The following is a 20,623-nucleotide window of genomic DNA, read 5'->3' on the forward strand; positions in this document are numbered from 1 at the left end:
AGTGCTCCTGAAAAAAGTACCAAATATCTTGCGCAAGCATATCAGAGATTCGCTATAATCACCGCAAATTTAATGAGAGACAGTTGAAATGATTAAAGTTGGTCAGATTAACCACTTAGAAGTTGTAAAAAAAGCCGATTTTGGCGTATTTCTTGATGCGGGCGATTATGGCACCGTACTACTGCCTAATCGTCATGTACCTGAAGGTACTCAAGTGGGCGGTTATGTCGATGCTTTTTTATACTTTGATTCTGACAGTCAGTTAGTCGCCACAACTGAAACCCCGATCGCACAAGTAGGCGAGTGGGGTTTAATGAAAATCCAAGGAGTCAACGCGACGGGCGCTTTTGCTGACTGGGGAATTAAAGAGAAAGATCTTTTGATCCCGTTCAGTGAGCAGCGTGCGCGTTTTTCTGAAGGTCAAAACGTGCTGGTTTATGTTTACACCGACAAAGCCTCTGGTCGCATTGTAGGCACCACCAAGTTTAATAAGCTGCTTGATAAAACGCCGGCTAACTATGAAAAAAATCAACAAGTTGACTTGATTATCGCGGAGCGCAGTGATCTTGGCTACAAAGCCATTGTCGAAGGGCAACATTGGGGAATGATATTTACTTCGGACGTATTTGGTAAGCTATTTGTTGGTAAAAAACTCAAGGGTTACATCAAGAGCGTGCGCGAAGATGGCAAAATCGATCTCTCTTTGCAAAAGATTGGCGTGAGTAAGATGGATGATCTGAGCCAAAAAGTTCTCGATTTACTTGAGAAAAAAGGTGGGTTCTTACCACTCAATGACAAGTCGAGCCCTGAAGAAATTTTTGCTGCTTTTCGTACCAGTAAGGGCACGTTTAAGAAAACCATTGGCGGTTTGTACAAGCAAGGTAAAATTGTAATTGAAAAAGAGGGCATTCGTTTAAGCTAATTAAAATGAATGACTGAAAAAAAAGGCCCATTGCTGATCCTGCTTTGGGCCTAGGGGAAGGGCTCAGTGAGAGCCTGCGCTAATCATTTAATTACTCTTGCCTGTTTACATGCTTAATTGTAGTTCATTCTACTGGTTATGCGCGCTTCGACGTGTAATTCATGCCTTAGCATGACCGATTAAAATAGGTTTTTATCGCGCACGAGCTCTCGCGGTAAACCATTTTTAATTCGATTGCCAACCCATTTTCCCAATCCAATCACATCGTTATCGTAGGTGACTAGTACTTCACCTTGTCCTGATATTCCCTCAGGTCGGACATCTCGTCCCATATACCATTCACGTGCATCTTCGACACAAAGTGCTACGCACATTTGTTCTTTGCCGCTCGCTAATGCCGTTGCGACTTGGTGCTGCCAGCGGTAACCTTTTTTGTGTGTTTCAGCGATTTTGATGCCCATCCGTGAGAAACGCAGTTCACCAAGCATAGGCTCTAAAGCGGATGGGAATAACCACACATCTTTATCGCGTAGCCAAACACAGGCTTGTTCTGGTAGGTCAATATCAAGAGTGCGTTTTAGTTGCTCAGTGATCTCTTGCTGAATTTTGGCACTCGCTTTTTCAAACGGAAATTTACCCAGTCGCTTTTTAACTTTCGGTGCGTCAACGGACGCTGTTTTTCGAATGCGAGCAACGAAGAAACCCTCACAGTCATACACTTGAGGGAAAATATGAAGAAATCCTTCTTCAGTAAGCGCCTCTTTTGCGGCTGGGAATAAGTCAGCTAAACTTTCAAACTCAACCTGATCGGCAAATGTCTGTTTGAGATGATGGCAAACTTGTTGATTCTCTTCGATGCTTAGGGTGCAGGTTGAGTAAACCATAATACCACCCGGTTTTAAGGCGTGGAATGCACTTTCAATCAAGTCTTTTTGCGTTTCGGCGATGTCAATAACGGATGCTTTATCCCAGTTTTTCATCGCATCGGCATCTTTACGGACTGTACCTTCGCCAGAGCAGGGGGCGTCTATTAGTACTGCGTCAAACTGCTCTGGTAGCCATCCGCCGAAGACGCGCCCATCAAAATTACTCAACGCCGTATTGCGTACGCCACAGCGCTCAACATTAGCATGAAGTACTTTGACGCGACTGGCGGAAAATTCGTTCGCAACCAATACGCCGTTGTTGGCCATTTTTGCTGCAATCTGGGTGGTTTTTGAACCAGGGGCAGCCGCCATATCAAGCACGCTTGCAGCGACTCGATCTTCATCGGTAAACAGAGCCGACACTGGCATCATCGAGCTGGCTTCCTGGATATAAAATAGCCCTGACATATGCTCTGAGGTATTACCAAGCGGAACTTGTGATTCATCTGCCTCAATCCAGAAACCTTCTTTACACCAAGGAACAGCTTCTAGTTTCCAGCCTTTATCTTGGGCACGCTGCATAAACGTTTCGACCGATATTTTTAGAGTATTAACTCGAATACTCTTACGCAAAGGGCGCTGACAGGCGGCGATAAAGTCATCCATACTAAGATGCTTTGGGAGGATCTCTGCCATCTCTTTCAGAAAGGCTTCGGGTAGAAAAACGTTATGATGCACGGCGGTGTCTCTGCTAGCGTGAAAGGTGGCGATTATAGCTAAGGTTCAACAAGAAATACTATGGTCAAACAAAAAAACGCAGCTTTTTTGCTGCGTTTTTCACTTGCTTAAGGTTTCGGTATGGCGGTTCGCCATTGTTTCCAACTCTCTTCTGCTTGCTCATTAAGATAGAAAGACATACCTGGCGGGGCAATCGCTTCGAGCTGTTTCTGTTCTGGTGTCGCAAACGTGATGCCGCCACGTACAATACTACCGAGCGTGCCTGCTTTGATATTGGCACCTGAAAGGCCAATAGAAATATCGACACCAGATGTATTCCAAAACACCGTATTACGTCGAACTAAATAGGCGTATTCTGGCTTAATCATTATGGTTGAAACGATGCGGTCAGCAAACTCACCAAGCTCAACATGAGTGACTTGTCCGACTTCCATTTCGCGATATAACACTGGGGTATTTTGTGTAATAGAGCCGCGCGATTCACTTTGCAACGTGAATTGAACACCATGGGCAACCTTTGGGCTCTCATTTAAGACGAAGCTTTGACGCGCTTGGCCATGACCTGGGATCACGTTGATTGCTTGAGAAAGCAAATGTCGTACATTCTTAACGCCGCTTAAGCCTACTTCGGCTTGAGGAAGCCAGAAGAAAGAACCCTCTACCGCAATCTGTTGTGTATATTCTGGCAGTATACGCGCTTTGACCTCAATACGACTGCGCTTAAAGTCAGGGATAACCAGCGTGACTTCGCCTACTTTGACACCGTTATAAAGAATGTCCGCGCCTTCGGAGAGCGAGTTCTCTCCATCAAAGTAGAGGGTGATCACCTGGCCAAATTTGCGTGCGGTTTTAAAGTCTTTATACAGTAACCACTTTTCGTTTTGCTTGTTGTCGACACCTGGCAGCGAATCAAACGCGATTCCGCCTTTAATTAAGGAGGTCAGCGGGGCGGCCTTAATATTTACACCGGCAAGACTGGCATCAATCTCTACACCGGAACGATTCCAAAATACCGTCTGTTCAGTTACAAGATGACTATACTGATTTTCAATGCTCGCCATGATAATGACACCGCCATCAACGAGGTAGAAGTCCGCAATACTTCCAACTTGTAAGTTGCGATATAACAGTGGGCTGCCTTTACTGATCGGCGGAAGCTCTGAGGAAAACAGGGTAAGTTTAGTCGACCCCGACATATTGTATTTGGCCAGTTCGGCGAGAGACTTACTTGGGTAAAGTTGATAGGTGACGCGCGGTTTACTTTGACCTTCACTGACAAAACTGATCGATCCAGTTAACAGTTGCTTCGCGGGTGGGACATTGATGTTGAGTCCCGACTCTGTCAATTCTGCACTGGCACTTCCCGTTACATAGAAACGGTTGAGCGACTTAATTAAGTGGGCATAATCACTATCAACTAGCGCATCAAATTGTACGCTATCTTTGACAAGTGCAACCGCAGTTATCGATCCCACACTAATACCACGATATAAAATACTCGCCCCTTTCTCGAGACCGTAAGAGTTATCTGCAGTTAAACGTAGTGCCACGGTTTGCGCTTGTTCGCGTTTATACTCATCTTGCCTGACCGCGGTGAAGTGGCGTGAGCGGTCGCCGTCACCGGGAGCAATGGTCAGGTAATTGCCTTTGAAAAGATTACTTAGGTTCTCAATACCAGACAGAGAGACTTTAGCCTCTTGCAAGATAAACTGACTGCCTGTGGTTAGCATGTCACTGAAAGCGGGCTGAATCGCAGCAGAGGCAAGAATACGTTCACGGCCTTGGCTAAGTTCGAGATCGGTAATTTGGCCAATTTCTATACCACGATAAACAATAGGTGCTCCAGCGGCGCTGACGTTATTATCGTCCGGTAAGGTGATTTTTATCGCGATTCCTCGCCCCGCGGTTTGGATGTCGGGGTAGAGTTTGAATTGGGTATTTTCGGCCACTGGCTCACCACCGTCAGGGGAGTCGACCGCAATTGAACCGCCAATCAAAGCACTCAAGCTCTCTAAACGCACGTCGACGCCAGCAAAGCCGATATTGGCACCAATACCACTCACATTCCAAAAACGGCTATCATCCGTGATGATGTGGCGGTACTCTTCGTCAATGCTCGCATTAATAATGACGCTTTTGTCATCAGCATCGAGTTGATAGCTGTAGACTTCACCTACCGGGATTTTACGATAGACAATTTGTGAGCCAACGGAAATGCCTCCTAGATCGCGTGACTTAAGCGAAATACTAAGGCCTTCTTTGTTTAGCAGATCAGAAGGGGCGCGTTCGAGTGCAGTGAATTTTGTTTCGGGTTCAGACGATGCAGTCGCCGGAGAAATCGCAATATAGTTGCCCGACACCAATGCATCTAATCCAGAAATACCCGAAAGACTGGCAGTGGGTTTAACCATCCAGAAACGTGCGCCTTTGGTCAGCAACTTGGTAGCTTCAGGGTAAATATCAGCATCAACATAAATACTTTGCAGATCTTCGGCTAGGTTTATGTCTTTAACCATACCGACTTCGAGCCCTTGGTAGCGAATGGTGGTGCGTCCAGCAATCAAACCTTGTGCATCGGAGAAGTAAATCTGTACCCGTTGCCCTGCGTCTTGGATTGCGCTAAAGACCAACCAACCAGCGAGCACCATCGTTAAAATTGGCAGCAGCCACAATGGTGAGACACCTTTATTGCGTTTCACTTTGGGTGAGTATGAGTTTTGCGTCGGAGAGGGGTTACTCATTTATAGGCTCTTTCTTTTTAATTGCATCAGGGTAGTTATCCCAAATTAGTCTCGGGTCCATGCTTTCGGCTGCGAGCATCGTCAATACTACGACAATACCAAATGCGACAGCACCATAGCCGGGGGTAAAGTCGAGTATTTGACCGCGATCGACTAAGGTCATCATGATTGAAATAACAAAAAGATCCATCATCGACCAGCGACCAATCCATTTGACCACAAAGTAAATTAGCATGCGGTGTTTATGATAGATCTTACGCTTGAATTGAATTGCGAGGAGCAGGTAAGACAACCCTAGGATTTTCGCCACAGGCACAACGATACTGGCGACAAAAATGATAATCGCGATCCCCGTCATGTCGCTGTTGATTAGCGATGCCACGCCTGAAAAAATCGTGTCTTCAAGTCGTTTGCCATTAGTCAGCAGAATCGATATCGGGATCAAGTTAGCTGGAAAAATAGCAATACTGGCGGCAATCAAATAAGCCCAAGTTTTTTGAATTGAACGTGGCTTTCTATGATGAATTGGGTTTTGGCAGCGCAAGCAGTGCTCACCATCAGGTTGTGACAGATGACAATGGTGACAGTGTAGCGTTTTAACATTGATTGGATAAGTGTCTTCCGGCTCGAAAACTTCCCAATAACGTCTAACATTGACACGTGTCAGCAGTAGTACTGTTGTCAGTTGCAGTAGAACGAGACCAATCAATCCGGGGCCAACAAAAATGTCAGAGTAGTCTTGCAGCTTAAAACACGAGATTGCAATGCTAACTAAAAAGACATCGATCATAACCCAAGGTTTTAATCGCTGTATTAGCAATAGTGATAATTTCAGGATGCGAAATGAATGAGTGCTTAGTGCAAAGTGGGCGGCGACAACCGCACTGCAAAGCAGCAATGGCGCAATTGAACTGCAGAAAAAAATCAACGTGGCTAAGAGTACAAACCCTTCATCGACCAGAGTAAATATCCCGGATGGAAGGGTGGCCGGTATCATCACGCCAAAAAGACGAATACTGATAAAGTCGAAAAAGTGCGAAGGGATAAATAATACTAAACAGGTAATCGCCAATGCCAAATTACCCGAGAGTGACGGTGTTCCACCCCGATAGAGCAAGGTATTGCATCGAGGACAGAAAGCACTTTTTCCGCGCTCTACGGAGACTAAATCAACCGGAAGTTCGCAACCGTGACAAAGTCGCACCGATGTGAGCCTCGATGGATGGGCGTGTGAAGCAGAAGAGTTGCTCATTGCAACTCTCCATTACTTGTTGAAAAAATATGACTAATGGTGTGATTGCACACTGCCATATAAGGTTTGATATAAGCCTTGTTGTTCAACCAACTCTCCATGCGTACCTGTTTGTGTGACTTGACCATCTTCAAGTACATAAATCAGATCGGCTTGTTTCACCGCTGACAGTCGATGGGCGACTATTAACGTGGTTCGTCCTTGTAAGAAGTCTGTCAACGCTTTGTGTAATGCCGCTTCTGTTGCGGTATCAAGTGCGGAAGTTGCTTCGTCAAGAATAACAAATTTTGGGTTACTCAATATCATTCGAGCAATCGCTAAACGTTGTCGTTGTCCACCAGATAAACGAATGCCACTGCGGCCAATTTGTGTCTCTAAGCCGTCGCTGAGTTGTTTGATGACGTCTTGCATTTGGGCAATTTCGAGTGCACGCCACAGTTGTAAGTCATCAAACTCAGCGCCCAAGGTCAGATTATGCCTTAAAGTATCATTAAAGAGTATAGGCTGTTGTAATACCACAGCTATTTGCTCACGAATAATCTCAAAACTGATATCTTCGCATTTCTCACCATTAAAGCGGATAGTACCGGAATCCGCTTGATACACACCAATAAGCAGTTGAATCAAGGTTGATTTCCCCCCACCACTAGCACCAACCAGAGCCACTTTTTTTCCTGCTGGGATAGTTAGAGAGAGATCACGTAGTACGTGCGCTTCGGCGTTATACGAGAAATTGACCTTATCAACCACGACTTCGACTTCGCGATCATCATTAAACGGATTAACCTTACTGACAGGTCGAGCTTCCTCTTCTAAGTCAAGTAGGGCATTGATCCGTTTTAAAGCGGCTTTAGCGCTATACCAAGAGAATTGAACCCCCAGTAACTCTTGAACCGGAGAGAGCATAAACCACAGATAACCGAACACGGCGAATATTTGACCGATGGTGAGGTCGCTAAACAGCACCATTAACATTGCGACCGCGCGAAACAGTTCAAAGCCGAGTAAAAACAGTAAGAAGGAGATGCGTCCAGCCGCTTCTGATTGCCAGGCGTATTTATCTGCATCAATTCGTATTTGATTGGCTTGCTGCTTCAGTTCACGAAGAAACTCTCGTTCACGGTTGGCAGCGCGAAGTTGATAGATGCCATCTAAGGTTTCAACCAAACGATTTTGGAACTGTTCAAAAGATTGATTTTCACGCTTTTTAAGATGTTTTACTTTACTGCCAAGTTTTCGAGAAAAGTAAATGACGATGGGGTTAACCAATAAAATAAATAAACCCAAGCGCCAGTCAAGCCACAATAGCACTCCAGCAGTGCCCAAAACGGTGAGCAAACTTATCAAGAATTTACTTAACGTCGAGCCAATAAACTGGTCGATCGTTTCAATATCGGTAACCAGATGGGCGTTCACGCCACCACTGCCGCGCGTTTCATACTGACGGATACTGATTCGCCCCAACTTATCAATCATTTGACTGCGCATCTGATAAGTGATGGTTTTGGAGACAAGAGTAAATTGACGACTTTGCAAAATGTTGAGTGCTTGGCTTACACTGCGCATTAAGACAACCAACATCAACGTTAAAAAAATATAACCAGTCGGTGTTTGCATTGAGTCAGGCAAAAGGCGGTTCATTGCTGCAAGCCCTTGTCCTGGTTGATTGAGAAGTACCTCATCAACCATCAAAGGCATTAATAGCGGGATTGGCACGCTGATCAAGGTTGCAATCAAAGCGATTATATTGGCAAAGATCAGCTTAGATTTATGCTTTTTTACTTGAGTTATCAACCAAGAACGGCTAATAGTGTTGGGATTGTCAGTCATTATAATGAGAATGCTTACTATTTATTCTTTGTACGTATTGTACGTAGATTCATGATAGAAGTCTCCAGTTTCAAATGGAAGTAGTATGAAAATAGAACATTATCAACGCTTAACCAAGCAAGTCATCGCGTTAATTGAGTCTGAACCTGATCTTATTGCGAATTTAGCCAATATAAGTTCTGTATTGAATATGGAACTTGAACAACTCAACTGGGTAGGTTTTTACTTAATGCAAGGGGATGAGCTAGTTTTAGGACCGTTTCAAGGCAAACCCGCGTGTGTGAGAATTCCACTTGGTCGCGGTGTTTGTGGTACCGCTGCGGCGACCAATACCGTGCAAAGAGTTGAAGATGTACATCAGTTTGATGGGCACATTGCCTGTGACGCGGAAAGCAACGCCGAGATCGTGATTCCGTTCTCTATTAATGGTCAAGTGGTGGGCGTACTCGATATTGATAGTCCAAATGTGGGTCGATTTAATGAAATTGATCAGCAAGGGCTGATATTTTTGATGGGTGAAGTAGAAAAGCTGCTTAATTCACACGCTATCAAGGCATAAATTGATTATTGAGTGTGGTTTTTCGCTTGCAGGTCACTATAATACCTCAAATATTTGTACTAAATGCTCGCGGACAAGCCGCAATAACCAGGAATCCTCATGGAAAACACTGAAAAGTTAAAAAACAGCAAAGAAGTTATCGCGTACGTTGCTGAATGTTTCCCTAAGTGCTTTACTTTAGAAGGTGAAGCAAAACCACTTAAAATTGGTATTTTTCAAGATCTTGCGGAGCGTCTATCTGACGACCCGAAAGTTAGCAAAACTCAACTTCGTGCAGCGTTAAGACAGTACACTTCATCATGGCGCTACCTTCACGGAGTTAAGCCTGGTGCAGTTCGTGTAGATTTAGACGGCAACCCAGCAGGTGAGCTTGACGAAGAGCATGTTGAACATGCGAAAGCAGCACTAGCTGAGAGCAAAGCGAAAGTACAAGCTCGTCGTAAAGAGCAAGCACAAAAAGCCCGTGAAGAAGGCAAAGCGAAAGCTAAGCCAGCGGCGAACAAGCCTCAAGGCCGTCGCCCGCAACAAAACAAAGTACAAAAAGCCAATAAGCCAGTAGAGACTCGTGCTCTGACTGCTGACGATATGACAGTCGGCAATCAAGTAAACGTTAATATGGGCAAAGGAAATATGGCTGCGACTATCGTTGAAATCAATAAGGAAGATGTGCGTGTTCAACTGTCTAACGGCCTACAAATGGTTGTGAAAGCGGAGCACTTGCGCGCTTAAAGGAGATACTCCTACGCATGAAATGCCGTTCAAAATTGTCGCTGATTGCTGCTAGCCTCTGGCTAGCAGCGTCTACCGCTAACGCGTTAGAGGCAAACATCAGCTTAGAGGACTTACCCGTTCTCTCTTCAGAAGCTCAGCATGAGACCGCAAGCAAACGTGTCACATCGCGCTTTACTCGATCCCACTACAAACACTTCTCACTTAACGACCAGTTCTCTCAAGCTATTTTCGAACGTTATATCGAAATGCTTGATTACAATCGTAATATTTTTACTCAAGCAGACATCGCCACATTAAATAAATGGTCTACATTGATTGATGACCAGTTGAAATCCGGTGACAATCAGATTGCGTTTGATGTGTATAATCTTTCGATGAAACGTCGTTATGAGCGCTTCCAATATGCCCTTCGACTTCTCGACAAAGAGATGACCTTCGACACAGATGAGTTCATTGAGTTAGATCGAAGTGAAGCGGCTTGGCCAAAAGATACCGCTGAGTTAGATGAACTGTGGCGTAAGCGAGTTAAATACGATGCGCTCAATCTTAAACTGACGGGTAAAGAGTGGGATGAGATAAAAGAGATGCTCGGTAAGCGTTATAACAACGCGCTTAAGCGTCTTAGCCAAACTCATAGTGAAGATGTTTTCCAACTTTACATGAACGCGTTTGCGCGGGAAGTGGATCCCCACACCAGTTACCTTTCACCTCGCAGCGCCGACCAATTCCAAACCGAGATGAATTTGTCGCTCGAAGGGATTGGTGCGGTGCTACAAATGACCGACGATTACACTGTCATCCGTTCACTTGTTGCTGGTGGCCCGGCTTCAAGCAGTAAGCAATTGGCTGAAGGTGACCGCATTATTGGTGTTGGGCAAGATGGTGAAGCTATTGTAGATGTGATTGGCTGGCGTCTTGATGATGTGGTACAGCTAATCAAAGGTCCAAAAGGCACCAAAGTTTATCTGCAGATTTTGCCAGAAAGTAAAGACGCCAAACCCGAAGTGATCACCATTGTTCGCGATAAGATCCGTTTGGAAGATCGGGCGGTGAAATCAGAAGTTATCGAAAAAGATGGCAAAAAAATCGGTGTACTTGAAGTTCCAAGCTTTTATGTAGGACTTGCAAAAGATACTGACAAGCTTATCTCTGAGCTAAAAGAGCAAGGCGTTGACGGTATTATTGTTGATCTACGTAATAATGGCGGTGGTGCTTTAACTGAAGCCACAGCGCTTTCGGGCTTGTTCATTACCAGTGGCCCTGTTGTTCAAGTGCGTGATAGCTATGGTCGTGTTAATGTCAATAGTGATACTGATGGTGAAATCAGTTACGACGGGCCAATGACCGTGCTGGTTAACCGTTACAGTGCCTCGGCCTCTGAGATCTTTGCTGCGGCAATGCAAGATTATGGTCGTGCATTGATTGTTGGTGAAAACTCATTCGGTAAGGGGACAGTGCAGCAGCACCGTTCACTTAATCATATCTATGATTTATTTGATAAAGAACTTGGCTACGTGCAGTACACAATCCAAAAGTTCTATCGTATCGATGGTGGTAGTACGCAAAATCGTGGTGTGGCACCCGATATTGCCTTCCCAACCGCAGTTGAGCCGAGTGAGACTGGTGAAAGTGTCGAAGATAATGCGCTGCCTTGGGATAGTATTGAACCGGCTAAATATCAAGTGTTACAACGTAACCCTGTTCAAGTTGAACAATTAACAGCGGCTCACCAAGCCCGTATTGCTCAAGATCTCGAATTTGGTTTTATTGCTGAAGATATTGCTAAATACAAAGCAGAGAAAGACGACAATGCATTGTCTTTGAATGAGAAGACACGCAAGGCTGAAAGTGAGCAGGCGGATATTCAACGCTTAGCGCGAATTAATCAGCGTCAAAAAGCGATGGGCGAAGCTCTATTTAAAACGCTTGATGATGTTCCTAAAGATTATCAAGCACCAGATGCTTATCTGGATGAATCGGTTGCAATTATGGTCGATATGCTGAAATCCTAGTAACATCATGCAGTTATCAAGCGGGCTCAATGAGTCCGCTTTTTTTTTGCCAATAATTAATGTGATTTAGATCAATTTTTTTAGCGTGTTATCGGCATGGCGCCTAAGCTTAAGAAAAAGAGTATGGAGCGCGCTATGAGATTGATGGCCTTATTTTTACTTTTGTTCACCAGTGGTGTGTTTGCGGAACAGGCGCGCGACAATAGCGATTTAACCCAATTTGATCAGCCATTCTTACTTGGTGATTGGTATTTGGTCAATACACAGCCAGAACAATCGCAAGAGAAGTTTTTAGCGATTAAACTCTCACTTGACTCCAACTACACTTTTAAAATCGATATACAAAAGCATGATTATTCCGTCGATCATTGGGAAGGTTTGTATACGGCCAATGACGATACTATTATTCTTGGTCTCAATAGTGATGAGCCACAGGTCTATCAATATTCTGCCAATCATAATCTACTTAATCTCAACGGTGTCACCTTCACCAAAGCGTTATCTAATGCACTCGCAGGAATGTGGTCCAGTGCTCAATTGGCCGGCGATGATATCGACTCAAATGATGTTAATCGGCTCGATTTGATCCTACAGCCTGATTTTGTCTTCATGTTTCGAGTCAGTAATGATGAGGGCGATGAGGCTGTTCATCGTGGTGTGTACTATACCGAAGGTGAACATTTGGTGTTGTTATACGAAAATGGTGAGCACGAAACTAAGTACACTCTTAATCGAGATATCTTGACGTTAGAAATGGAGGAAGGCGCGCTCTATGCGGTATTGAACCGTATACGATAAGTCATAACCAATTAGCGTGAACTTTGACGATAATCTAGACAAATTGTTTGAATTCGACACCAGCTGTAGACAAAAAACGAGGTATTTCTTAGCGGAACCTCGTTTTTTTGTATCGAGACAGGTAAGCTAATACGCAATAGTTCGACGTCTTTACGACGCGAGTTCAAACTGCACAAGCAGTGCGCTTTTCATCTCTAATTAGTCAGAAGGATTTAGACATGGCTCAGACTCCACAAGCCAAATGCCGCAAAGACTATCAGTCTCCATCGCATACCATCACTGATATCGATTTGACCTTTGATCTTTACGATAATCAAACAACGGTTAGCGCCGTTTCCCGCGTTAAACAGCTAAAAGAATCAACAACCATCCAGCTTGACGGTGAAGCGTTAACGCTAAAAAGTATTCATGTTAACGGTGAAGCTTGGAGTGCTTTTAAACAAGTCGAGGGTGGTTTAGAAATCAATCAACTGCCTGAAGAATGTGAGCTAAAAATCGTGACTCTCATTGACCCCGAAGCGAATACTGCATTAGAAGGGTTGTACAAATCAGGTGGTGCTTTCTGTACCCAGTGTGAAGCAGAAGGTTTCCGCCGCATTACTTATTATCTTGATCGCCCCGATGTATTGGCGAAGTTCACAACCAAAGTTATTGCTGATAAGAGCCAATACCCTTACTTACTCAGTAATGGTAATCGTGTTGCCCAAGGTGAACTTGAAGGTGGTCGTCATTGGGTTCAATGGCAAGATCCACATCCGAAACCTGCGTATTTGTTCGCTTTAGTGGCTGGTGATTTTGATGTCCTGCGCGATAAATTTGTAACTCAATCTGGGCGTAACGTTGATCTCGAAATATTCGTTGATAAAGGTAATTTAGACCGCGCGCCACATGCGATGACGTCACTTATTAACTCAATGAAATGGGATGAAGAACGTTTTGGCCTTGAGTATGACTTAGATATCTACATGATTGTTGCGGTCGACTTTTTCAACATGGGCGCGATGGAAAATAAAGGTCTCAATATCTTTAACTCTAAGTTTGTTCTCGCCAATGAAAAAACCGCAACGGATACCGACTACCTGGGTATCGAAGCGGTTATCGGTCATGAGTATTTCCATAACTGGACAGGCAACCGTGTGACTTGTCGAGATTGGTTTCAGCTAAGTCTTAAAGAAGGTCTAACTGTATTCCGCGATCAAGAGTTTTCTTCGGATCTAGGTTCTCGTGCGGTGAACCGTATTAATAATGTACGTATTATTCGTGGTCCTCAATTTGCTGAGGATGCAAGCCCGATGTCACATCCGATCCGCCCAGAAAAAGTGATAGAGATGAACAACTTCTACACTTTGACCGTGTATGAGAAAGGCAGCGAAGTCATTCGTATGATGCATACTTTATTGGGTGAAGAAGGTTTCCAAAAAGGCATGAAATTGTACTTTGAGCGCCATGATGGGACAGCAGCGACATGCGAAGATTTTGTCGCGGCGATGGAAGATGCGTCAGGTGTTGATTTAACACAATTCCGTTTATGGTACAGCCAATCGGGGACACCAACGGTTAGCGTGTCAAGTGAGTACAATCAGGCGGCGAAAACTTACACGTTAACGATTGAACAATCTACGGAACCGACACAAGATCAGGCAGACAAACAACCTCTACATATTCCATTCGACGTTGAGTTGTACACGAATAACGGTGAAGTGATTGAGTTACAATGTAACGGAAATCCAATCAATAATGTACTCAGTGTCACCGAGGCCAAGCAAAGCTTTGTGTTTGACAATGTTACCGAGCAGCCTATTCCTTCATTATTGCGCGAGTTTTCGGCCCCAGTAAAACTTGAATATGACTACAGCGACCAAGAGCTCATTTTCTTGATGGTTCATGCACGCAATGAATTTGCTCGTTGGGATGCAGGACAAATGCTGTTGGCAAAATACATTCGTGATGGCGTAGCAGACGTGCAAGCACAACGAGACGTTGCATTGCCGCCAGCAGTGGTTGATGCCTTCCGTGGTGTACTATTATCCGATCAGCTGGAGCCAGCATTTATTGCCGAAATGATGGCCTTGCCAAGTCACAACGAAGTGATGGGATGGTATAAACAAGCAGATATTGATGCAATTGCTCAAGTGTTGAAAGCGTTCAAAGTGATTTTAGCGACTGAACTTGAGGATGAGTTGAGCGCGCTATACCACAGCTTAAAACAAGCCGATTACACGGTTGACCACGCATCGATTGGTCAACGATCGCTACGTAATAGTGCGTTGGGCTTACTTGCGTATACTGCGCAGGGTAATCATTTAGTTAAAGCTCAGTATGACAGTGCCAACAACATGACAGACACTATTGCCGCGATGAACGCAGCCAATAGTGCTCAGTTGGCTTGTCGTGAGTCATTGATGGCTGACTACAGTAACCAGTGGAAGCACGATGGCTTGGTGATGGATAAATGGTTTGCACTACAAGGTGCTAACCCAGCTGAAAATGCGCTTGAGGTGATAAAGCAGACCATGAGTCACGAGGCATTCAGTCTGAAAAACCCCAACCGTACCCGTAGCTTAATAGGGTCGTTTTTGAATATGAACCCGGTCCGTTTTCATGCCAAGAGTGGTGAAGGGTATCAGTTTGCTGGGGAAATTCTACGTCAACTTAACAGCAGCAACCCACAAGTGGCGTCGCGTTTAATTGATCCATTACTTAAGTTTGGTAAGTATGATGAAACGCGTCAACTACTTATCAAGCAGCAATTAGAAGAGTTACGAGCAATGGATAATCTTGCTAACGATCTATTTGAGAAAGTGAATAAAGCACTCGAATCCTAATCAAGCGCAGTAAAACAGTAGCACTTTTTAGTGCTACTGTTTATTAATACAGTACTTTTGGGGCTAAGCCAATAACGTTACTTTTTTAACCAATTTATGAACCATTATTATTTTACTCTCAATATTTCTTATCAAACTTTCTTGTCACACTACAATGGTGTCGCAAGCAACATTTTAGTTATAACTGACAGTGGGTTACGCTTGCAATTGCCTGCATCTCGTTTCAGGCCCTTTGTTAGTCAAATTGGTCTAAAAGGGCGCTTCAGATTAACAACTGACCAAAAAAATAAGTTTATAAAGTTGGAACTTCTGTGAGCAACTGATTTTATAGAAGTTTAAATAGAACCTTAGTCACAATATCAAACATTTCACCTCTTACCACTCCCAAAAGAATTAACTATTTATCAATAAAGCTTTTACAATGAAGCGGCATTACCCGTGTTAAGCACTATGCTTACAACATCCCTCAAAAATACATACAATTCTAATTGTGGAGTGTGATTATGACCGCGCGTGAAACATTGATGCCGGTTCTGCTTGAAAAAGTTTACAAGCTTATTCAAGACAAACTCGAGCTTGCTCATCAACCCCTAGTCACCCAACTTGCTCAACATCTCTTTAGCAACATTTCTCAAGACGATCTTATCGAACGTAATGAATCAGATCTGTATGGCGCCGTTATTTCTCTATGGCACCATATTAATGAGAAAAAAGCTGATGAACTCTCTGTACGAGTTTTTAACCCGACGGTAAGTCGCCAAGGTTGGCAATCGACTCATACCATCGTTGAGATTGTGGTACCCGATTGTCCCTTCCTAGTCGACTCAGTAAAAATGGCCCTCAGCCGTTTAGATCTTTCATCACACTTAATGCTCCACGGACCGACGCAAATTGCTCGCACTGGAAAGGGAGAGATTGTTTCAATCAATGCTGGAGAGGGCGCACTACAGTCTCTGTTCCACATTGAGGTCGATCGCCTTAGTGACAAAGAAGCCATGACGTCACTCAAGCAAGAGTTGTTAAGTATTCTTAATGACGCAGGACTGGTTGTGCAAGACTGGTTATTGATGGTCGAAAAACTTGAGCAAGTGACCTCTGTGGTCGAAGCTCAAAAGGGCAAAATAGCGATCGAACGTGATCGTTATGATGAATCTATCCAGTTCCTACGTTGGTTAGGTGATCATAACTTTACCTTTATGGGTTACAAAGAGTATGACTTAGTGACCGTTGATGGCGATACCGAACTAAGGCCAACGCCTGATAAAGGCTTAGGCTTATTTGCCAACCGAGAACGAGTGCGTACCGTTAATCTTAACGATTTTCCCGACTCAGCACGTCTTGAAGTGAAAAAACCGTTCTTGCTGATTGTGACTAAAGGCAATCGCCCATCAAGAATTCATAGACCTGCGTACACGGATTATATCGGCATTAAAAAATTCGATGAGAATGGCAAAGTGATTGGTGAACATCGCTTTACTGGCCTATATACCTCAGCGGTGTACAACCAGAGTGTGGCGGATATTCCACTTATTCGTGAAAAAGTAGAGCGAATTCTTAACGCGAGCGGTTACCGTGAAGGCTCGTACTCTTTCAAAGCACTGCACAATATTCTTGAAAACTACCCCCGTGACGAACTTCTACAAGCGAAAGAAGATGAGTTACTTGAAGTGGGAATGGGTGTTGTACAGATGCAAGACCGCGATCTATTGCGCCTCTTTGTGCGTAAAGATCCGTTTGGGCGCTTCTTCAGCTGCATGGTTTATGTAACGAAAGATCGTTATAACACTGAGCTTCGACGCCACACCCAGCGCATTCTTAAACAGTATTTTGGCTGTAAGCAAGAAGTGGAGTTCACCACTTACTTTTCTGAGAGTCCGTTGGCTCGCACACATTACATTGTTCGTGTTGATAACAACAATATGGACGTTGACGTTAAAACGATTGAGCAAAACTTAATGGAAGCATCTTCAACTTGGGATGATCGTCTATCCGAAGCGATCGTGGCAAACTTTGGTGAAAGTAAAGGCCTACCGCTATCGAAAGAGTATTTGCGCGCTTTCCCTCGCTCCTACAAAGAAGACGTTTTGCCTGGTTCAGCAGTGGCAGACATTGAGCGCTTAGAGAAGCTCAATGATGACAACAAGCTGGGAATGTTGTTTTACCGTCCACAAGAATTAGGCGCTGATTCTAAATCAGTGAGACTCAAGCTATACCACCGTGACGAGCCCATCCATCTATCCGATGTGATGCCAATGCTAGAAAATCTCGGTTTGCGCGTTATTGGTGAATCGCCATATGAAGTGCGTAAGGCGAATGGTCAAGTCTATTGGATTTTAGATTTCTCGATGCTGCATAAGAGCGACAAAACGGTCGATCTTCGTGAAGCTCGTGATCGTTTCCAACAAGCATTTGCCGCCATTTGGGCGGGAGAACTCGAGAGTGATGGCTTTAACCGCTTAGTATTAGGTGCTTCATTAACGGGGCGCGAGATTTCTATTCTTCGTGCTTATGCTCGTTACATGCGTCAAGTCGGTTTCCCATTCAGTCAACAATATATTGAAGACACCCTTAGCCATTATCCAGAATTGGCCAAAGGGTTGGTGGAATTATTTGCTAAGCGCTTTGAGCCAAAATCTAAGGGTAGTCAGAAAGGTCAAACCGATCTGATCAATAAGATGACAGAGCAGCTAGATCATGTTGAAAGCTTGGATGATGATCGAATTATTCGCCGCTACATGGAAATGATCACGGCTACGTTACGTACCAACTACTATCAAGTTGACGACAATAAGCAGCATAAACCTTGGCTAGCACTCAAAATGAAGCCAAGTGAAATCCCTGATATTCCGCAACCTGTACCAGCATTTGAAATATTCGTTTACGCCCCCGACATCGAGGGTGTTCACTTGCGTGGTGGTAAAGTGGCTCGCGGTGGCTTACGTTGGTCGGATCGCCAAGAAGATTTCCGCACCGAGATTTTAGGCTTGGTGAAAGCGCAACAAGTGAAAAACACGGTCATTGTTCCAGTTGGTGCTAAAGGTGGTTTTGTCTGTAAGCGTCAACATACGTTCAGTGGTCGCGATGAAATCTTTGCTGAAGGTCAACGTTGTTATAAACGTTTTATCCGCGCACTACTTGATGTATCTGACAACATCATTGAAGGTGAAGTAGTACACCCAACCGGTGTGGTACGTCATGACGAAGACGATCCGTATTTGGTCGTTGCCGCTGATAAAGGGACAGCAACTTTCTCCGATTTAGCTAACTCTGTTTCAGCAGAATATAACTTCTGGCTAGGTGATGCTTTTGCCTCCGGTGGCTCTAACGGTTACGATCATAAGGCAATGGGGATCACGGCGAAAGGTGGCTGGGAATCGGTTAAGCGTCATTTCCGTGAAATGGGCATCAACTGTCAAACCACCGACTTTACTGTGATTGGCGTGGGTGACATGGCGGGTGATGTATTTGGTAATGGTATGTTGCTTTCTAAGCATATTCGCTTGCAAGCTGCATTTAACCATATGCACATCTTTATTGATCCAAACCCTGATTCAAAGTCTGGTTGGGAAGAGCGTAACCGTTTGTTCAATCTGCCTCGTTCAAGTTGGGAAGATTACAATCCAAAACTTATCTCACAGGGCGGTGGTATTTTCTCACGTCGTGCAAAATCGATTGCCTTGACGCCAGAAATCCAAAAAATGCTCCGTACTAAGAAAGCATCAGTGGCACCCAATGATCTGATTAAGATGATCCTTTCGATGAAGGTTGATCTACTTTGGAACGGCGGTATTGGTACTTATGTTAAAGCGTCAACTGAAACTCATACCGACGTAGGTGACCGTGCCAACGATGTATTGCGTATCGATGGTCGTGATCTGAAAGCGAAAGTGATCGGAGAAGGCGGCAACTTAGGTATGACTCAGCTCGGTCGTATTGAATATGCTCTCAATGGTGGCCGTGTTAATACCGACTTCGTTGACAATGTTGGCGGTGTAGACTGTTCGGATAATGAAGTAAACATTAAGATCTTCTTAAATGGCTTGGTTGCAAACGGTGATCTTACCGTTAAACAGCGCAACAAGATCCTTGAGTCGATGGAAGAAGAAGTGGGCGAAATCGTTCTTGATGATGCCTACTGCCAATCCGAGTCAATCTCTGTGACTGAGCAGCAAGGTACGTCGTTGGTCAAAGAACAAATTCGCTTTATTCATGCAATGGAGAAAGCGGGCTATCTTGATCGTGCCTTAGAGTATATTCCTGATGATGAAACACTATTAGAACGTGAAAAACAAGGGATGGCACTTACTCGTCCTGAGCTGTCAGTGCTTGTGGCTTACGCTAAAATGGTATTGAAAGAGCAGCTAGTTCATGAAGACATTGCCAATGACGATTTCCATGCTGAGCAGTTAACTAACTACTTCCCAACAGAGTTACGCCGTAACTATTCTCAGCAGATGAACAACCATCCGTTGAGAGCAGAAATCATTGCGACAGCACTTGCTAATCAAATGGTTAACGAAATGGGATGTAACTTCGTTACGCGTCTGCAAGAAGAGACCGGGGCAAACGTAGTCGATATTTGCAATGCATATGCCGCATCTCGTGAAATATTTGGCCTAGGTAAAGTGTTAGAACAGGTTCGTGCGCTAGATAATGAGGCTACAACTCAAGCACAATACAGCATGATCTTTTATGTGCGTCGTACTCTACGTCGTTTGTCACGTTGGTTATTGCGCAACCGCAAGGGTAAACAGTCAGTTAAAGCCCTAATTGAGCTTTATCAAGCTGATGTTGATACTATCAAAACACATCTTGATCAGATGCTGGTTCCATCGGAAGTTGAAGAACATAACGATATGGCACAAGCGTGGATCGAACAGGGAATTAGTACCGAACTGGCGAATTACGTTGCTCGACTTTCTAGTCTCTACTCAGCTCTTGACATATCAACCGTGTCTCGAGAGGCAGGAAAAGGGATTGAGAAGACCGCGAAATTATACTTCAACCTTGGTGATCGCTTGTCGTTGCATTGGTTCTTGAAACAGATTAACGGCCAAGCGGTCGATAATAACTGGCAAGCACTTGCACGTGCTGCATTCCGTGAAGATCTCGATTGGCAACAACGTCAATTGACAGGTCAGGTATTGAACTGTGCTTGTGAACCTGAAGATCTCGATGTGATGAAAGCACTAGATGACTGGATTGTGACCAACGAAATTTCGTTGCACCGTTGGGAAAACATCCTCAACGAATTCAAAGTCGGTTCAGTGCACGAATTCGCTAAGTTCTCTGTTGCATTGCGTGAACTCATGCTGCTTAACTTGAATTGTTCAGCCAATGAGTAAACG

General features: G+C 44.3%; 12 protein-coding genes. 8 read left to right on the forward strand and 4 right to left on the reverse strand.

Annotated elements, in window-relative coordinates; all coding sequences use genetic code 11:
* Positions 1 to 88 precede the first annotated feature (88 nt).
* The gene (locus ViNHUV68_RS06425) at positions 89 to 922 is read left to right on the forward strand and encodes a S1 RNA-binding domain-containing protein (protein ID WP_038174781.1); all 834 of its coding nucleotides are present in this window, start codon (positions 89 to 91) and stop codon (positions 920 to 922) included.
* A 179-nt stretch (positions 923 to 1,101) separates the two neighbouring features.
* On the opposite strand, the gene rsmF is transcribed toward ViNHUV68_RS06425, so the two are convergent.
* From rsmF to ViNHUV68_RS06445, 4 genes are all read right to left on the reverse strand, one after another.
* Positions 1,102 to 2,526: a 16S rRNA (cytosine(1407)-C(5))-methyltransferase RsmF gene (rsmF, locus tag ViNHUV68_RS06430; protein ID WP_391090011.1), complete on the reverse strand. Its 1,425-nt coding sequence runs from the start codon at positions 2,524 to 2,526 to the stop codon at positions 1,102 to 1,104.
* 107 nt (positions 2,527 to 2,633) lie between these two features.
* Complete coding sequence (locus tag ViNHUV68_RS06435) at positions 2,634 to 5,267, reverse strand: PqiB family protein (protein WP_038174777.1); 2,634 nt, start codon at positions 5,265 to 5,267, stop codon at positions 2,634 to 2,636.
* On the reverse strand, positions 5,260 to 6,519 hold the full coding sequence (locus tag ViNHUV68_RS06440) for a PqiA/YebS family transporter subunit (RefSeq protein ID WP_391090013.1): 1,260 nt from the start codon (positions 6,517 to 6,519) through the stop codon (positions 5,260 to 5,262). The genes ViNHUV68_RS06435 and ViNHUV68_RS06440 overlap by 8 nt, the downstream gene beginning before the upstream one ends.
* A gap of 33 nt (positions 6,520 to 6,552) precedes the next feature.
* Positions 6,553 to 8,349 (reverse strand): ATP-binding cassette domain-containing protein, encoded by a 1,797-nt coding sequence (locus ViNHUV68_RS06445; RefSeq protein ID WP_391090015.1) that lies wholly within the window; start codon positions 8,347 to 8,349, stop codon positions 6,553 to 6,555.
* Positions 8,350 to 8,434: 85 nt separating this feature from the next.
* On the opposite strand from ViNHUV68_RS06445, the gene ViNHUV68_RS06450 reads away from it, so the two are divergent.
* The 7 genes from ViNHUV68_RS06450 (at position 8,435) to ViNHUV68_RS06480 (ending at position 20,620) form a co-directional block, all read left to right on the forward strand.
* Positions 8,435 to 8,908: a GAF domain-containing protein gene (locus tag ViNHUV68_RS06450; protein ID WP_391090017.1), complete on the forward strand. Its 474-nt coding sequence runs from the start codon at positions 8,435 to 8,437 to the stop codon at positions 8,906 to 8,908.
* A gap of 99 nt (positions 8,909 to 9,007) precedes the next feature.
* The gene (gene proQ / locus ViNHUV68_RS06455; protein WP_391090019.1) at positions 9,008 to 9,637 is read left to right on the forward strand and encodes an RNA chaperone ProQ; all 630 of its coding nucleotides are present in this window, start codon (positions 9,008 to 9,010) and stop codon (positions 9,635 to 9,637) included.
* Between the two features lie 17 nt (positions 9,638 to 9,654).
* Complete coding sequence (gene prc, locus ViNHUV68_RS06460) at positions 9,655 to 11,652, forward strand: carboxy terminal-processing peptidase (RefSeq protein ID WP_391090021.1); 1,998 nt, start codon at positions 9,655 to 9,657, stop codon at positions 11,650 to 11,652.
* Positions 11,653 to 11,796: 144 nt separating this feature from the next.
* A complete protein-coding gene (locus ViNHUV68_RS06465; protein WP_391090280.1) occupies positions 11,797 to 12,450 on the forward strand; it encodes a hypothetical protein in 654 nt (217 codons plus the stop codon).
* Positions 12,451 to 12,668: 218 nt separating this feature from the next.
* Positions 12,669 to 15,275 carry an aminopeptidase N gene (gene pepN / locus ViNHUV68_RS06470; RefSeq protein WP_391090023.1) on the forward strand — a complete coding sequence of 869 codons (2,607 nt, stop codon included), beginning with the start codon at positions 12,669 to 12,671 and terminating at the stop codon, positions 15,273 to 15,275.
* Positions 15,276 to 15,371: 96 nt separating this feature from the next.
* Positions 15,372 to 15,590 (forward strand): DUF2835 domain-containing protein, encoded by a 219-nt coding sequence (locus ViNHUV68_RS06475; protein ID WP_084185955.1) that lies wholly within the window; start codon positions 15,372 to 15,374, stop codon positions 15,588 to 15,590.
* Between the two features lie 188 nt (positions 15,591 to 15,778).
* Complete coding sequence (locus ViNHUV68_RS06480) at positions 15,779 to 20,620, forward strand: NAD-glutamate dehydrogenase domain-containing protein (protein ID WP_391090025.1); 4,842 nt, start codon at positions 15,779 to 15,781, stop codon at positions 20,618 to 20,620.
* Positions 20,621 to 20,623: the final 3 nt, after the last annotated feature.

Source organism: Vibrio sp. NH-UV-68 (assembly GCF_042940635.1).
Classification (GTDB): domain Bacteria; phylum Pseudomonadota; class Gammaproteobacteria; order Enterobacterales; family Vibrionaceae; genus Vibrio; species Vibrio pacinii.

Bases quoted from the DNA above. Each gene is read 5' to 3' on its own strand.
- ViNHUV68_RS06480 (WP_391090025.1), top strand. From the start codon at position 15,779: ATGACCGCGCGTGAAACATTGATGCCGGTTCTGCTTGAAAAAGTTTAC.
- ViNHUV68_RS06445 (WP_391090015.1), bottom strand. From the start codon at position 8,349: ATGACTGACAATCCCAACACTATTAGCCGTTCTTGGTTGATAACTCAA.
- ViNHUV68_RS06450 (WP_391090017.1), top strand. From the start codon at position 8,435: ATGAAAATAGAACATTATCAACGCTTAACCAAGCAAGTCATCGCGTTA.
- ViNHUV68_RS06440 (WP_391090013.1), bottom strand. From the start codon at position 6,519: ATGAGCAACTCTTCTGCTTCACACGCCCATCCATCGAGGCTCACATCG.
- proQ (WP_391090019.1), top strand. From the start codon at position 9,008: ATGGAAAACACTGAAAAGTTAAAAAACAGCAAAGAAGTTATCGCGTAC.
- ViNHUV68_RS06435 (WP_038174777.1), bottom strand. From the start codon at position 5,267: ATGAGTAACCCCTCTCCGACGCAAAACTCATACTCACCCAAAGTGAAA.
- ViNHUV68_RS06425 (WP_038174781.1), top strand. From the start codon at position 89: ATGATTAAAGTTGGTCAGATTAACCACTTAGAAGTTGTAAAAAAAGCC.
- pepN (WP_391090023.1), top strand. From the start codon at position 12,669: ATGGCTCAGACTCCACAAGCCAAATGCCGCAAAGACTATCAGTCTCCA.
- prc (WP_391090021.1), top strand. From the start codon at position 9,655: ATGAAATGCCGTTCAAAATTGTCGCTGATTGCTGCTAGCCTCTGGCTA.
- ViNHUV68_RS06465 (WP_391090280.1), top strand. From the start codon at position 11,797: ATGGCCTTATTTTTACTTTTGTTCACCAGTGGTGTGTTTGCGGAACAG.
- ViNHUV68_RS06475 (WP_084185955.1), top strand. From the start codon at position 15,372: ATGAACCATTATTATTTTACTCTCAATATTTCTTATCAAACTTTCTTG.